The following is a 15,707-nucleotide window of genomic DNA, read 5'->3' on the forward strand; positions in this document are numbered from 1 at the left end:
CATAGTGACCCGGTCATAAGTGTAGCATTTAGCTCCAACAGCAACACCATCGCTACTACAGATACGGACTACACCATAAAGTTGTGGAATTTGCAAGGACAGGTTATTCAAACCCTAACAGAGCATAGTGATTCAGTCATAAGTGTAGCATTTAACCCCAACAGCGACACCATCGCTACTGCAAATGCAGACGACACCATCAAGTTGTGGAATTTGCAAGGACAGGTGATTCAAACCCTAACAGGACATGGCAAACAAGTCTTCAATATAGTATTTAGTCCTGACGGTAACACTATCGCTACTGCTAGTAGGGACAATACCATAAAATTGTGGAATTTGCAGAGGCAGACGATTAAAACCCTAACAGGGCATGGCGAAGAGGTCAATAGCATAACATTCAGTCCCAACGGCAAGACCATTGCTACTGCAAATGCAGAGACGGTGAAATTGTGGAATTTGCAAGGAAAGGTTATTCAAACCCTAACAGGACATAGCAAACAAGTCTTTAGCATAATATTTAGCCCCGACGGTAACACTATCGCTACTGCTAGTAGAGACAAGACTGTAAAGTTGTGGAATTTGCATGGGCAGGAAATTAAAACACTAACGGGACATAGCGAAAAAATCAATAGCATAGCATTTAGCCGCGACGGCAAAACCATCGCTACTGCTAGCAAGGATAAAACCGTCAAGTTGTGGAATCTACAGGGGCAGATGATTAAAGCCCTAAGGGGACATAGCGAGGGGATCAATAGCGTGGTATTCAGCCTCGACGGCAAAACCATCGCTACTGCTAGTGACGACAAAACTGTGAAGCTGTGGAATTTGCAAGGACAAGCTATTAGAACCCTAACAGGACATGACAAAGCAATCGCAAGTGTAACATTTAGTTCCAACGGCAAAACCATCGCTTCTGCTAGTTACGACAAAACTGTGAAGTTATGGAATTTTGATTTGGATGACTTACTGGTGCAGGGTTGTAATTGGGCACGGGATTATCTAAAGAATAATCCCAATGTCAGTGAAGAAGATAAGAACTTATGTGATGACATTGGTAATAAAAAATGAAGCTTGTTTGAGATGGAGGTGTTGCAAAGGTGTTGGTATCAACTTAAATTCAATACCCGTGAATGAAATCGATAAGCAACAAAAAATCTAACAACTAAAGAATTCTATTAAAATGAGTTTTTTATTAGGAAATATCCAAATAAAATCGATAAATGCTGATTAATAATTGACGAATATATCAGATTATTTATTAATATAAAATGATAAAATTATGAGTATATTTTGGCAATTATATTTCATTGATAGCAAAGCAAATTTTTGATTCGATAATGACAATTAAGTACATAGGCATAAAAAACCGTGAACGCCACTAAAACCTTGCTTTCTTTTTTCTTGCACACTGAGGCAGAGCTACGAACAGATTTTTACAGCACTTTGCAAGTAAATGAAGTACAAAACTATATCCTTAAACTCTTGTTATATCAGCATTAATGTCCGTTTGAATCTACCTCACCAACCTGAAATATGCTGTAAATTAATTTTTTAGCATACTAAGTACCGAACAGCCTAAAGTAATTAATTTTAAATACTCTAGCTGCCTTTAGATATCTATTTTTTTTGAGCGAATAAAAGAATAGATAAATATGGTCTATTAATAAACCCTCCATGATTATTTAATATTTGTTCGACGATATTAGATATATTATTTTTTTTATCTTCATTGAAATCTTGATAAACTGTTCGAGTTTTCAATAAATTTAGATATTGTTGTGAATCATAATTAATAGACCAAGGATACTGTTTCACCAGCAATTTTTTGAAACACAAACTATTATTAATCCAATTTTCTCTTTTTTGTATTAGTGAATCAATTGAGGGTGGGTTGTATACCATTTGTGGTGCATACTTTTTAAATGCTTCATTGAGTGATTGAAATGCTGGAGTATCAGCTAAAGGGGAAAAATTCCAAAAAAATGCAATATGACCATTTTCTTTCAAAGTTTGTGCAACTTTTGGATAGCCAATTTCACGATCAACCCAGTGAAAAGCTTGAGCGGATATTGCTAAATCAAAGTATTGTGGTTGCAATTTCCAATCCTCAAAAGTAACTGTCTCAAATGTGACTGTTGGATATGAAGACATGTTTTGCTTGGCGATCGCAATTAAGTTAGGACCTGGTTCCAAACAATGGATAGCGTAACCTTTTTGAGCAAATGGAATAGTTCCCTGACCAGTACCTGTACCAATATCTAAAATTGAAGCTGAGTTTTTTAGCTCAGCCAAATGAATGATATCTTCAATCAATTGTTCTGGATAAGTAGGGCGTGCTTTATCATATATTTGTGCAACTTTGTCGAATGATTGACTACGCTTTTTCATCTTTTTTAGTAACGTAAATAGTGATTGACAGCAAAACCTAATCCAACGGTTGTACCTTACGGTTCACTTTCAACACCTTGTGTTGATTCTCAATAAAAAAATAATTAATTTTCAATACCCGGCTGTGTCTTTAGGTGCCTATATTTTTTGAGCGAAGAAGAGGACAGATAAATAGGAAAGGGTAATAAATCCCCCATGATTACTGAATATTTCTTCAACAATATTAGATATATTATTTTTGTCGTTATCATCAAAATTTTGATAAAAAGTTTGAGTTTTCAATAAGTTTATATACTCCTTTGAATCGTGGTTAATAGACCAAGGATACTGTTTCATAACTAAATTTTTAAAACACAAACTATTATTAATCCAATTTTCTCTTTTTTGTATCAATGAATCAATTGAAGATTGCTTACTTGAGACTCGGGTTACATATTTTTGAAAGGCTGATTTAAGTGATTGAGTTATTGGAGTATCCACTGAAAGAGAAAAATTCCAAAAAAATGCAATATGACCATTTTTTTTTAAGGCTTGTGCAACTTTTGGATAACCAATTTCACGATTAACCCAGTGAAAAGCTTGAGCAGATATTGCCAAATCAAAGTATTGTGGTTGTAATTTCCAATTCTCAAAAGTAACCGTCTCAAATGTGACTTTTGGATATGAAGACATGTTTTGCTTAGCGATCGCAATTAAGTTAGGACCCGGCTCCAAACAATGTATAGCGTAACCTTTTTGTGCAAATGGGATGGTTCCCTGACCAGTACCTGTACCAATATCTAAAATTGAGGCTTTATCCTGAATAGCAGCCAAATGAGTGATATCTTCAATCAATTGTTCTGGATAAGTGGGGCGTGCTTTATCATATATTTGTGCAATTTTGTCGAATGATTGACTACGTTTTTTCATATTGTTTAGCAACGTAAATAGTGATTGGCATTTTGGCAATTTAATGTCTCTTGTTTAAGATAGCAACTATTTATCTCCATATTTAGTGGTAACCATTATCCCATGAATTAATATCTAAATTTGTATATATTTGCAAAAAAAATTGACATTCAAATTTTGACACTTTATTGTGATGTATTGATATCAAAACACTGAATTAATTAATTTCATTTGATAATAGTGAAACTGTACAAGCTTGCACAGATTATCTTAGAATAAGCAAAAATCAAATCTGTAAAAGATAATAGATATTGAGGATGAGAAAAAGTCGTTTTTTTTGGCTTATAAGATGTAGTTTTTTGTTATCTATATTAAATCCAATGCCAAGTGTGGCACAAATTGTTCCAGATAACTCTGGGATCAAATCCAAGATAAGCCGAGAGGGAAATACAAATATCATTACTGGGGGAAGTCAAGCAGGAAATAATTTATTCCACAGTTTTGAAAAATTTTCTGTACCTAATGGAGATAGAGCATTTTTAAAAAATGACTTAGATATTGAAAATATTTTGATTCGAGTCACGGGGTCATCTGTTTCTCACATAGATGGGTTACTCCAAGCGAATGGTAAGGCTAACCTGTTTTTCCTTAATCGGAATGGTATTTCTTTTGGTGCAAATGCTCGGTTAAATATTGGTGGTTCGTTTATTGGTAGCACCGCAAATAGTATCAAATTTGCAGATGGCAGTAGTTTTGATGTTAACTCTTCTAAAGCAGAGACACTTTTAACAGTTAGTGTACCGATTGGTTTGGGTTTTGCAAGTAATCCAGGAAGTATTGGTGTTGTTGGTGATGGAAAAGGTATAAGAAAAAGTTTAAAGCTAATAGATACTACCACTGGTTTACGTGTCCAGCCAGATAAAACTTTAGCTTTAGTGGGTGGTGATTTGGTATTCAAGGGCGCAACCTTGAAAACAGCAGGAGGACGTATTGAATTGGGTAGTGTAGTTAGCTCAGGTTTAGTAAAACTAACTCCGAATAGTAAAGGCTGGGCATTAAGATACTCCCAGTTCCCAACTTTTGGAGACATACGTTTGTATGAAGCCACCGCAGTTGATGCCAGCGGAAAAGGTGGCGGTGATATACAAATACAAGGTAAGAGCTTGAATTTAGAAAGTGGATCTCAAATTGAGACAAGTACACTGGGAGGAGGAGTAGGGGGAGTATTAAGGATTCGTGTTTCAGATTCAGTAAATTTGATTGGATCGTCAAAACTTCCATCTTTCGTTAATACCAGTATATCCAGTTTAGTTTATCCAAAAGCTGCTGGTAATGGTGGAGATTTAAAGATTGAAGCGAGGTGGTTAAATATTCGTGATGGAGCAACTATAGCTGCTGGTACTTATGGTTCTGGAAATGCTAGTTCGGTGGAAATATTAGCTCGTGATGAAGTGACATTGAGCAGAAAACCAACAAGGCGTGGAGGTAGTTCAATATCAAGTTCGGGGTACAGAGGATCTACTGGAAATGGAGGTAATATCAATATTCAAACTAGGCGATTAATTTTGCATTCTGGTGGAATAATGTCATCAGGTTCTTTTGGGGAAGGAGTGGGAGGTGAAATATCTTTAAAAGCCTCCGAAGAAGTCAAAGTAACTGGAGTATCTTTGACTGGTAATTCTCCCAGCAGGATATCGACTAGAACAGTAGGGCGAGGAAATGCCGGAGGTGTATCGATAAAAACTAAAAAATTAACCTTAAGCGATGGTGGTAGGGTTGTTATTGGTGGCGAAAAGACAGCAAGTTTTGTAACTTCCATTAAGCCAGGAAAAGGAAATGCTGGATCTTTGCGGGTCGAGGCTAACAGTATTAAGTTAGAGAAAGGTAAAATATCATCTGCGACTGCAAGAGAAGCAGGAAGAGGTACAGGAGGAGAAGGAGGAAATATTTTTTTGAAATCTGGTGACTTGCAATTAAGTAATAGCGAAATCACAACAAGTGCCGGGGGTAGTGGCAACGGTGGTAATATAAAAATCGCAGCAGAAGCGATCGCAATTCTCAAAAACAGCAGTATAAGAGCAAATGCCATTAGAGGAAACGGTGGCAATATAAACATCAAAGCAACAGGATTGTTCGTTTCTCCTGACAGTTCAATCACAGCGACTTCAGAGAGAGGAGTAGACGGGATAGTAAATATTGATACTCCGAACCCGAATCTTTCTGGAGCAATTAAGCCAGTGGTAGAAATAGAAAATAATTCCAAGCCACGAGTGCTCTGTGCAGTAGAAAACGATGTTGTAGACAGAGCAGCAGAAGGAGAATTTTACATTTTTGGTGCCAACATTGGACCGAGTCCTTTCGACATTCTTGATGATGATCTTGGGTGGCATGATACTACAGACACAAATCAAGAAACTTCCCAAAAAGAAACAATTGATGTTAGTGATCCACCAATGGAAGAATACTTAGAAGCGCAAGGTGCGGCGTGGAATCCAGATGGCACAATTCGGCTGACAGCAAAGCCTAATCCAACAGTTGTACCTTATGGTTCACTTTCAACACCTTGCGCACAGCAGCAAGCATCTGAAAATATAGCAAATAACAAATAAATAACTTTTCATGATGGATAGGCTTTTCAGAAAACCTATTAATTTTTTGCAGGGTGTTGTTGTATTCTTGTTTGTAATCACAAACTCACCAGCCCAAGGGCAAATAAAACAAGAATATTTACCTCAATCTCAATCAAATCAAATTCTTCAGTTAGATGGAAATGTAAACAAGCCTGTACAATTCAGAATAAAAAAATTTGAATTTAAAGCAATACCTTCGCCAATTTACGAGGATGAGTTGATGTATAAACTCCCATTTTTACGATCTTTGGCAAAAACAATAAGTCTTAAAAATTCCTTCACGGTTTTGCGCAAGGTTATTTTTAACGTATTGCCTACAGTATAAAGGTTCCAAGAGTTCAGACTATCNTTAATGATAATTTTAATAGGGTATACATTACCGACATCAGCAAGTATAGATCTGAGTGTGAGTGCTAGGAAGCTTACCCAAAAAGGGCATAAACAATTGCAACAGGGAGAAGGGCAAAAAGCACTAAATACTTGGTCGGAAGCTTATAAAATTTATCAGCAATTAAATAATTCCGATGGTGAAACTGGCTCCTTGATCAACCAAAGTTTAGCACTGCAAAGTCTAGGTTTATATACACGTAGTTGTGAAACTTTGATTACTGCTTTGAAACTGGAAGATAAAACTTGGATTTGTAGTGGGAATCAGACTAAAGTTAAACAGCAACAGGAGTTGATGAATGCATTACAAAAGCAATCAAGGGGAAAAACTCAAATTCTGGGATTAAAGAATTTGGGTAATGTTTTACGGCTAATTGGCAAGCCGGAAATATCTGAAATTGTATTGAAAGAAGCCTTGGTAATAAGCAAAAGTTTTTCAAAAGAATTGCAAAATAGTCTTTTGTTGAGTTTAGCTAATACGGAGCGTACTAGTTACCAAAAAGCATCAAATAAATATCAGATTACTGAGGAGCCTGTAGGAAAAAAAGAAGCATTAAATCAGGCTGAATCTAGATTTATTCAAGCATTAAATTATTATCAACAAGTCAAAAGTACTGGCAATAAAAAATCTGATACTGAGCTATTAGCTCAACTGAATCAATTAGATTTATTATTAGAGCAGTTTTTCAAAAAGAAATCAGTAATTTTTGATAATTTAAAAATATCAAATAACCAGCAAAGTATATATGATTTGACGAAGAAATTATTGGTAGCCAATTTTGGAAAGTTACAAACTAATAAGTCTATTTATGCTAGTACTCAGTTTTCAGATATTCTAATTAAAATTGCAGCTAATGAAGACTTAAGCCGGATTTTTACAAATGAAAAAATAAATCTATATAATGCAGCTTTAAATATTGGATTATCTGCCTTGGATAAAACTAATAATAAAAGAGCAGAATCTTTTACGAAAGGAACTGTAGGTAAAATTTACGATAATTTGGGGCAACTGGAAAAATCAGAAATATATCTAGAGGAAGCTTTGGGGTTAGCTCAGTCAGTAAGAGCATGGGATATTGCCTACCAATGGCAACAGGAATTAGCTCGCCTGTATCAAAAACTAGGAAAATTTGACCGGGCAAATAAAGCTTATGATGCTGCAATTAAGAGTATTGAGCAAGTTCAAAGTAGTAGTTTATCAGCTAATCCCGAATTTAAATTTAATTTTAAGGATAGAATAGAAGCTGTATATAAACAATATTTAAATTTACTTCTATCAAGGGAAAAACCAAATTTTAATCAAATAATTCAAGTCAAGCAGAAGTTACAACTAGCTGAAATCAAAAATTTTTTACAATGTAATTATTTACCTACCTTTGAAAAAGAAGTTTATACAAATGATACTAATAATTCAAAAGTACTTCCTATCATCTATATTTTTCAGATAAAAAACCAAGTAGAGATAATTATAAAAACTAAAGATAATTTGTTTTTTCGTCATACAGCAAATTTTTCAGAAATAACTTCTGGTATTGATGATTTGATAAATTTGTTACAATCACCAGACTTTTTAACTATTTCTGAATCAAGATTTTTAACTTACTCCCAAAATATCTATGATTTACTGGTTTTACCAATTAAAAAATATTTACCAGATGAAGGTGAGTTGGTATTTGTATTAGATACCTATTTCCAGAATGTTCCATTTTCTTTACTGCATGATGGTGAAAGATATCTTTTAGAAGATTATGCTATTACAGTATCTTTAACTTCTAAAACAGCGCCTTTAGTTACAGAGAATTTAAAAGTACTAGTTGCTGGTTTGTCCCAAGCCAATACCAATTTAAAGCATCCCTTGTTTCCAGGAAATATAACCCCTTTACCTGAAGTAAATACTGAAATATCTTATATAAGAAATAATACTACTGAGGTTATAGAATTAATTAATGCAGGTTTTACCAGCAATAACTTCCAGGAATCGATGGTAAAAAGAAGAAAAGATTTTCCTTTAATTCACATATCGACTCATGGACAGTTTAGTTCCGACCCACACAAGACTTTCATCTTGGCTTGGGATAAACCAATCAATGTTAGGGAATTCGAGAATCTACTGAAAAATAATCCCAGTCCTATTGATTTACTTGTTCTGAGTGCTTGTCAAACTGCGAAAGGAGATAAGCGTTCAGCTTTAGGTATCGCTGGAATGGCAGCTATGGTTGGCGCACAAAACACCCTGGCAACTTTGTGGTTAGTCAATGCTAAATCCACTTCAGAGTTAATGGGAGATTTTTATAAGAATTTGAATAATGGACTGAATAAAGCACAAGCTCTAAGACAAGCACAGTTAGCGCTTTTGAAAAACCCCAAATATTCTCATCCTTATTATTGGTCTCCATTTATATTAGTTAGCAAATAGCTTTACTGCTGCTGTATAGTCTTCTCTAATCCTTGTTGCGCTAGTCTTTGCTCAGCTTTGTTAGCATTTTCTTGAGCTAGACTTTTCGCTTTGACATAAAGGGGTCTTGCTTTTTGTGGAAATCCAGCCTGTAAATAGCGATCGCCTAACAAGCGATGAAGAGTTGGATCGTTAGTAGAAGCATCAATTCGCTTTTGCAAAACCTGAATTGCCTGTGTAAGCAAATCTTGTGACATAAAGATAGTATCAAGATCGCGAGCTTCTTGATCTGGAGTTAGGTTAAGACTCTGAACTTGCTTTACAGTATCATTGATTTCTTGTGCTTCCTGTTGGGATGTCATTATTAGGATAGTAGAATCTACAGCAGTAGGAGAACCACTCTGATTAGTAATTACATCTAATTTATAAATCTTCCCGTATTGTAGTGGAGGTTGATTCTCCGGATAGGTAAGTTTATTTTTTGAAGTATCTTTAGACCAATGAAGCCCATGACCTTTGAGAATAACTGTATATTTGCTTGAATTAGAAACTGGTAGCCAGGATATTAAAGGTTGCCGATTTAAAATAATGTTCCCGTAAGGATTAGTGATTATTGGTTTTTCTCAATTTGTGGTTTGCGTTTTGGTTCTGGAACAGTTTCTTTTATTATTAGTTGCACATTTACCTAACTCTGTTGGTTTGACACATTTATCTGCTGTGTCATCAACTAATCCCTCTCCAAGAAGCAATATCTTTTTATTTGGGTAACACAAGATTTTTACTGTTCCTGATCTGGGATGTATGCGATCGCCAGGAAAAATCGAACTTCCTTCTTCTTTGTTGCGATCACCACTTAATATTCTTCCAATAGGATTAGATCTAACGAATTGGTGATGTTTGGAGATTTGTGTTTGAGCTTGGACTGTATTTGTAAAAAAAATGAGTATGAAAGTACTGTAAATGAAATTACGGGACAGCATAAAGACTAAAAAAACTTGATATGAAAAAGAAGTAATATAGTTATAATTGCTTATGACATGAACTTATGCAGTTAAAGAATTTTTCGTAAAATCTTTTGTCTCCAGCCTTGAACTTCGGGCAAGCTGGAGTTAAGTATCAAACAAGCCTCCCAGGATAATTTAGCATCCAAAGCTAAATTTAATTGTTCTTGGGTTTGAGCTAATAAGCAGTAAGCTTCTGTTTTTTGCGGGTCAATCTCTAAAGATTTCTGCAAATGAGTTTGGGCTTGAAGGTATTTCTTTTGACCGAACAGTGCCCATGCTAAATTTTTTTTTAAAGTCGCTTGAATATGTTTATGATCGGGTTTATTTAAACCTTGTAATGCTAATTTATCTAAACCTTGTAATGCTAAAGACTCTGCATTCTTATAATTGCCAGTTAAATTATTTAATCTTGATAAGCTGTTGATAGCTCGAACAGAATTATTTTTACTTTTTTTCAAAGCTATTTTATAGTAGTGTGCGGCTTTATCATATTGCTCTTGATCATCATAAAAGCTTCCCAAGTTGTAATGAATAATCCAATCATTAGAATTCAATTTTAATGCACGGGAGTAACTATCATTTACGCATTTAAAGTCTGCAAGTTGCTGACAAACTAATGCTAGGTTGCTATAGACAGCAATATCATTTTTGTTGAATTTAATTGCAAGCTCGTAATATTTTCTGGCAATTTCAGGTTTAGAAGAATTACGGAAAGCTTTCTCAAAGTAGAAACTAGAGATAGATTTATTAATATTTTGATTAAAAGAAATAGCCAAATTAAAATTTTGTTTTGATTTTATGAATTTATTTTCGGTTTCAGCTTTCTTGCCTTGCTCAAAGAAATAGTTTGCAAGAATAGGTTTTAATCCATAGTAAACAGCAAAAATTGTTAAAAAACTTAATATAGAAGCACCGATTTTAAAAGCTTTTGATTTAACTACTCGATAAATTTTTGATTTCAAAGGTAAGCGATTTAACCGCTCAAGAATAACTTCAGTAGTTTGTGGACGTTTACTCACTAATTCTGACTGCAATTCGTCAATCAGATTGGCAAATAATTTATCTATCTGAGGGGCTTTGTCTCTCCAAATAATCTGTCCTGTTGTTTTGTCAATCGGTAGATTGTTTAAAGGGGTCGCTGTTAATAAATACACAAAAGTTCGCCCAAGAGCATAAAAATCTGATTGAGGTATTGCTCTACCATTAAATTGCTCAATTGGCGTATAGTTTGGTGTACTAACAACGGTAATCTCGTATTTACTGGTATCTATAAAAGTATCGCTGGCACCACCATTTACCTTTATTTTTGTCATATAAGTATCAGTGATTTGTCTGGAGGCACCAAAATCAATCAGAGCTAATTTTCCATTTGGTTGGCAGATGATATTGGAAGGTTTGATATCCCTGTGGAAAAATTCGCTTTGATGTACGCGATCGAGAATCTTCACTAGTTGCTCTAGCCAATCTAAAGCAAGTTTGCTAGTAAGTTTACCATTCACCCTTATGTATTCATATAGATTCAAACCTTCAAATTTATCCATAACTAAACAACGTAAAGTTATGGAAGTGCCAGCGGGAGTTATGGGAGTAAAAGTAAAAAAATCGTCAATAGTGCTTTTAGGAATAGATGGGTGATTAAGTAATCTTAAAGTTTTGCTTTCCCGTTCAAATAACTCAACTAACTTAGGCTCGCTCCACTTCAAAATTTTCATGATTCTCTTTCTAGGTCCTGGGTCCCACTTAGTTCCTAAGTCTGTTACCTCGAATATCTCGGTTGTGTAACTAAAGGGATCTTTTTTCAAATCCCTGAGGGGTTTTGTCAGATAAATACGATTGTTGATTAATAATTCGTTACCACAACTCAGACATGTAGATTGTGTTCTTGAATCTGGATTTTCTCTGTTATCACATAGGGGGTTAATACAATAGAGCACACTCAAAGACCTTGTTTGTTAGTACAGAGTACTAATTTTAATAGTATTGCAAAATTAGAGATATACCAGAATTGCATGCTCGTTAGTGATATTTTGGTATTTCCAAGGATGGAATAAGTAGGCTGGCGAGAAACGCGCCTAGTGGCGAACGGTTTTTTATGCCCATGTACTTATCGCAGAAACCAGCTTTAGGCACAAGAATTTTTTGTCTTTGTTTATCTATCTAAAGATATATTTTATCTAATAGGAGATATTAAAAAGAGACATAATAATCTATTATTTCAATAATTATTTTAAAAATAGAGTAATGAACTCAAGCAATAACTTTCTATCGTATGAGGATACTTTAGATAAATTCAATATTTTACTAATTTCAAAGAGAGGTAAGCCTTTAACAAAAGCTGAAACAGTTCTTGTCAGAGGGATTTACCATGAACAAAAGTATTCAGAAATTGCAGATAACTCTGAATATAGTTACAACTATCTACAAACAACCCTAGGCCCTAAGTTTTTTAAGCAACTTACAAGAATTCTTGGTGAAGGAGAAATCAACAAAAACAGTTTGAAGATTTTTCTTGATAAGTTAGCTGGAAAAGTTAAATGTGAAAAGCTTTCTCAAGAATATTTAAATAAAATTATAGGTGGAACACTACCCAGTCTTTCTGACTTTTATGGTCGGACTGCTGAAATATCTCAACTTAGGGAAAAGATCATCATTGAACGCAATCGTTGCGTATCAATTATAGGAGTTGCAGGTATAGGTAAGTCCACTTTAGCAGCTCAACTGCTGGCAAGTATTAGCTTAGAGAAGCAAGTAAATTTTAATTGCTTTGTTTGGAAATCTGTTCGTCATCGACCACCACTGCAAGACTTGGTGATGGAGCTACTGGCTATGGTTGATCCAGCACATAACTTTTCAGGTTTACCTGACAATAACAGTTCTAGGGTCAGTGCTCTTCTCAAAGTTTTGCGAAAGAAGAATTGCTTGATCGTACTAGATGACTTTTCTTTTCCAGATACTGATACCTCTTACCGAACCTTTGTACAGCGCTTGGCAGAAGAAGAACATCAAAGCTGTTTTGTATTTACTACTAGGGAACTTCAGTGTATAACCAAAGAGCTAATACTGTATCGTCCAATAGATTGTATTAGATTAGGAGGCTTAGACAATGCTGCAGCAATGCAGATGTTATTTGATCTTGGTTTAAAGGATAAAGATGCCTGTGAGCAATTAGTCATAAAATATCGCGGTAACCCCTCCGAACTTAAAGAATTAGCACATCGAATACATAATATATTTGGTAATGAAAAAGCATTTTTCCAAAATCCTACTACTCTTGTAAGCCGTAAGTTTTCATTAATGCTTGATGAGATGTTTACTGGGACTTTGACCCAATTGCAAAAACAAGTTTTGCAATATATAGACACAAAAACCAACGAATTAACTTCGATTAAGATAAGTAAACTCTTAACAGACTTGAAGAAAAATACAGGAATTGACTCTATTTCAGAAATAGTCAAAGCAATAGAAAAACTTGAAGAATACTCTTTGATTGAAAAACAGAAATCTCCTGAAGATAAGGAAACTAGTTTCACGCTTCAGCCCATTATTAAGAAATATATCAAAACAAAATCTTTGGCATTGGACTAAGTATCGTCCAACAAAAGGACACCAATCAAATAAAAGATAGATTTTAAATCTATAAAATCTAAAATCTATCTAACTAAATCTATTTAATCTATCTAAATTTACCATGTTAACTTTAGAAGCTAAATCCATTACGTTACAAGAAGAAAATTTTTCTGTAAATCACTTTGCAGAAGATGAGCTTGCAGTCGCTTGTCAATTATGGGAAGAAGCGACGGATATGTTGTTGCAAGCGGGTAGAATCTTGTCTCAAGTCAAAGAGAATACAAAGCGTAAATTCACAAAACTTATCTCGTCAGCAGGATTAGAAAAAGGGCCAGTCAACAAACTAATTAAGGTGTCTGCGATTACTGACGAAATTCCAACAGTAGTAGCCCGTCGTTTAGGGGTAAGCATGCTGAGTCAATTGGCTCAACCCAAGAATAGAAATATTTTGGGAACAATAGAGCCATCAGATACTCAAATATCTATTGCACAAAAAATTAAAGAGAATCGACTTCCAAGTATACCAACTTCAAGAGAAGGTGTAAGGCTTACTGGTAAAAAAGGCAGAGAAAGATTGAGAATAGATATTCCTGGATGTGCAGAAGCTCGAGATATCTACGAAGAATTTAAAGCAACAGGGTTAAGTGCTTTGGAGTGGTTGCAGAATCTGCGTAAACAACCAACAATTAAAGAAGTTTTACAGGAAGAAGTAAAGAACTCCATACTAGAACTGCCAGAGCCTTGGAAAGTATTCCCCCAACAGTGGCAGCATGAAGGTAAAGATTGCTCTTACGATGTAGTCAATGGGGAAAAGACTATTTGCTGGGGCGATTTTAAGACCAAGATTACAGATGAATTAGCAGCTAAATATATCAATCCAAGAAGCTTCCTAGACTTTGAGCTTGTGCAACCAGGTGCAACCGTAAGAATCCAGGCTTCCAGTGGAGACAGAAGCTGGAATGGTTTTCAGGCATACATCCAAGAGATTAACGGCAACAAAGCAAAAGTATGTCTGCAAGAGGATAACAAGGAGAAGGTTTTCAGTATGAGTGACTTGAGAATCATAAAACCTTCTCCTGTAAATTGGTCGGCGGTTCAATCAGACTTTAAGTAAAGGGAACAGGGAACGGGGAATAGGGAACAGTGATGCATAAGCCTGCAGCGACGGCTCCGCAAGAAGGTAGGGGCTTTGAACCGCAACCAAAGCCTATACCACCAAAGCCTTACAGCATAGAGCCTGCGGCGACGGCTTTGCCCGCACAAAAAGGTGTTCACGTAGTGCGTCAATCATGCAAGAAGGTGGGGAGACTTAAACCCACTATTTTCTCACTCTTAACAAGAAACCTGTCGTTCTTCCCTGTTCCCTGTCTTGGTGCGCATTCCCACCCTGCGGGGTGGCTGCACCGGATGGCAACTTACGTTGTTGCGGGGTTCTCCCAGAGGGAGACGCTTTGCGTTCACTGCAAGTGCATCTCACGCAACCGCTGTTCCCTGTCGACTGTTCCCTTCTTGTTAAATTTTGTACAATATCGGAGCCACCTGCATTGTTGCAAAATTTACTACTGATACTATTATTCTTCTTCCTCAATCCATTTAACTGCAAAAGATTGTTGTTATTGGTTTTGTAAAAATCAGTATGCAATGCTACTTCCAAATCCAATTCAAGCACTGGATACTTTCTATTGCTCAGGATAATAGCAATTGCTGGATCATCACTCTGTGAAATTACACTGGCAGGATGGATATACTTGAGATCAAAGGGTTGATTTTCCAAGACATCCTTGAAGTAGAAATACACATCTCTCAGATAAATACCTGTTGATTGGTCGCCGAAATCTGCGTGCATTTCCTTGAACTTATGGTAGGAAGTCATGCACCATTTTTTGGAGTGCTCCAAAGATCTAGGGGCACCATGATGACCACAAACTGCTGGAGGTCATTCTCACAAAGCACCCGCGACTATAGATGTTAAATCAGGAGCAAAGTTATCTGCTACGACCATGACATCAAAGCCTGCCTCCCTTAAACAGATTACAGTCGTGAAACCGCTTACCCCTGCCCCGATAACCAAAATGTTTGCGTTAGTCATTGGTATTGGAAGTGTGGGGAGTGTGGGAGGAAATAACAAAAAGTATAAAGGGGTTTTAAAAATCCGATGTAATACAAGTAGCTAAAATAAAATTAGTTCGGGATAAGTTCAAACTTTGATTATGTGATTACTTAATTTTGGTAAATTTTTATATGTCTATGTTGTGTCAACCATTAATTGTTGAATAAACATCCTTAACCCGAACTAGCTTCCGCCTTCAACTACTATACTTAATAGTTTTTCCTCATTATTTGGCAGGTAATTTTATACTTGCACGAACTTTGTTAACCCATCTTCCGCACTCTAACTGTCACAATCGGTAATTACTTAAATAAATCAATAATAAAAGAGTAAAAAAG

General features: G+C 35.6%; 12 protein-coding genes and 1 pseudogene. 5 read left to right on the plus strand and 8 right to left on the minus strand.

The features are described from left to right. A partial coding sequence (locus tag BC008_RS10795) for a WD40 repeat domain-containing protein (RefSeq protein WP_235595851.1) occupies positions 1 to 1,068 on the plus strand: 1,068 nt, incomplete at its 5' end. Between the two features lie 549 nt (positions 1,069 to 1,617). Here BC008_RS10795 and BC008_RS10800 read toward each other — a convergent pair. Together BC008_RS10800 and BC008_RS10805 are read right to left on the minus strand one after the other, a co-directional pair. Next, the gene (locus BC008_RS10800) at positions 1,618 to 2,388 is read right to left on the minus strand and encodes a class I SAM-dependent methyltransferase (RefSeq protein ID WP_058183526.1); all 771 of its coding nucleotides are present in this window, start codon (positions 2,386 to 2,388) and stop codon (positions 1,618 to 1,620) included. A gap of 138 nt (positions 2,389 to 2,526) precedes the next feature. Then, the gene (locus tag BC008_RS10805; RefSeq protein ID WP_058183527.1) at positions 2,527 to 3,297 is read right to left on the minus strand and encodes a class I SAM-dependent methyltransferase; all 771 of its coding nucleotides are present in this window, start codon (positions 3,295 to 3,297) and stop codon (positions 2,527 to 2,529) included. A gap of 359 nt (positions 3,298 to 3,656) precedes the next feature. On the opposite strand from BC008_RS10805, the gene BC008_RS10810 reads away from it, so the two are divergent. Together BC008_RS10810 and BC008_RS10820 are read left to right on the plus strand one after the other, a co-directional pair. Then, complete coding sequence (locus BC008_RS10810) at positions 3,657 to 5,885, plus strand: filamentous hemagglutinin N-terminal domain-containing protein (RefSeq protein ID WP_058183528.1); 2,229 nt, start codon at positions 3,657 to 3,659, stop codon at positions 5,883 to 5,885. Positions 5,886 to 6,258: 373 nt separating this feature from the next. Then, positions 6,259 to 8,709, plus strand: coding sequence for a CHAT domain-containing protein (locus BC008_RS10820; protein WP_027845652.1), 2,451 nt, complete (start codon positions 6,259 to 6,261; stop codon positions 8,707 to 8,709). Positions 8,710 to 8,711: 2 nt separating this feature from the next. On the opposite strand, the gene BC008_RS10825 is transcribed toward BC008_RS10820, so the two are convergent. The 4 genes and pseudogenes from BC008_RS10825 to BC008_RS52685 all read right to left on the minus strand — a co-directional run. Further along, positions 8,712 to 9,050 (minus strand): hypothetical protein, encoded by a 339-nt coding sequence (locus BC008_RS10825; RefSeq protein WP_027845651.1) that lies wholly within the window; start codon positions 9,048 to 9,050, stop codon positions 8,712 to 8,714. Positions 9,051 to 9,311: 261 nt separating this feature from the next. Continuing rightward, entirely contained in the window at positions 9,312 to 9,668 is a 357-nt protein-coding gene (locus tag BC008_RS10830) for a hypothetical protein (RefSeq protein ID WP_058183530.1), read from the minus strand. Positions 9,669 to 9,739: 71 nt separating this feature from the next. Beyond that, positions 9,740 to 11,404, minus strand: a complete 1,665-nt coding sequence (locus tag BC008_RS10835; RefSeq protein ID WP_072207710.1) for a protein kinase domain-containing protein — start codon at positions 11,402 to 11,404, stop codon at positions 9,740 to 9,742. 144 nt (positions 11,405 to 11,548) lie between these two features. Next, a pseudogene (locus tag BC008_RS52685) lies at positions 11,549 to 11,626 on the minus strand (4-Cys prefix domain-containing protein); the annotation flags it as partial. 307 nt (positions 11,627 to 11,933) lie between these two features. On the opposite strand from BC008_RS52685, the gene BC008_RS10840 reads away from it, so the two are divergent. Then, positions 11,934 to 13,277, plus strand: a complete 1,344-nt coding sequence (locus BC008_RS10840) for an NB-ARC domain-containing protein (RefSeq protein WP_027845649.1) — start codon at positions 11,934 to 11,936, stop codon at positions 13,275 to 13,277. Positions 13,278 to 13,380: 103 nt separating this feature from the next. Next, positions 13,381 to 14,373: a hypothetical protein gene (locus BC008_RS10845; protein ID WP_036267432.1), complete on the plus strand. Its 993-nt coding sequence runs from the start codon at positions 13,381 to 13,383 to the stop codon at positions 14,371 to 14,373. A 204-nt stretch (positions 14,374 to 14,577) separates the two neighbouring features. On the opposite strand, the gene BC008_RS51250 is transcribed toward BC008_RS10845, so the two are convergent. Together BC008_RS51250 and BC008_RS51255 are read right to left on the minus strand one after the other, a co-directional pair. Then, positions 14,578 to 15,105, minus strand: coding sequence for a hypothetical protein (locus BC008_RS51250; protein ID WP_235595852.1), 528 nt, complete (start codon positions 15,103 to 15,105; stop codon positions 14,578 to 14,580). A gap of 96 nt (positions 15,106 to 15,201) precedes the next feature. Then, positions 15,202 to 15,348, minus strand: a complete 147-nt coding sequence (locus tag BC008_RS51255; protein ID WP_235595853.1) for a hypothetical protein — start codon at positions 15,346 to 15,348, stop codon at positions 15,202 to 15,204. Between the last annotated feature and the right edge of the window lie 359 nt (positions 15,349 to 15,707).

The sequence above is a fragment of the Mastigocoleus testarum BC008 genome (assembly GCF_001456025.1).
In the GTDB taxonomy this organism is placed as follows: Bacteria; Cyanobacteriota; Cyanobacteriia; order Cyanobacteriales; family Nostocaceae; genus Mastigocoleus; species Mastigocoleus testarum.

Coding starts and splice junctions, on each gene's coding strand:
- BC008_RS10800 (WP_058183526.1), bottom strand. CDS start 2,388: ATGAAAAAGCGTAGTCAATCATTCGACAAAGTTGCACAAATATATGAT.
- BC008_RS10805 (WP_058183527.1), bottom strand. CDS start 3,297: ATGAAAAAACGTAGTCAATCATTCGACAAAATTGCACAAATATATGAT.
- BC008_RS10810 (WP_058183528.1), top strand. CDS start 3,657: ATGCCAAGTGTGGCACAAATTGTTCCAGATAACTCTGGGATCAAATCC.
- BC008_RS10820 (WP_027845652.1), top strand. CDS start 6,259: ATGATAATTTTAATAGGGTATACATTACCGACATCAGCAAGTATAGAT.
- BC008_RS10825 (WP_027845651.1), bottom strand. CDS start 9,050: ATGACATCCCAACAGGAAGCACAAGAAATCAATGATACTGTAAAGCAA.
- BC008_RS10830 (WP_058183530.1), bottom strand. CDS start 9,668: ATGCTGTCCCGTAATTTCATTTACAGTACTTTCATACTCATTTTTTTT.
- BC008_RS10835 (WP_072207710.1), bottom strand. CDS start 11,404: ATGAAAATTTTGAAGTGGAGCGAGCCTAAGTTAGTTGAGTTATTTGAA.
- BC008_RS10840 (WP_027845649.1), top strand. CDS start 11,934: ATGAACTCAAGCAATAACTTTCTATCGTATGAGGATACTTTAGATAAA.
- BC008_RS10845 (WP_036267432.1), top strand. CDS start 13,381: ATGTTAACTTTAGAAGCTAAATCCATTACGTTACAAGAAGAAAATTTT.
- BC008_RS51250 (WP_235595852.1), bottom strand. CDS start 15,105: ATGCACGCAGATTTCGGCGACCAATCAACAGGTATTTATCTGAGAGAT.
- BC008_RS51255 (WP_235595853.1), bottom strand. CDS start 15,348: ATGACTAACGCAAACATTTTGGTTATCGGGGCAGGGGTAAGCGGTTTC.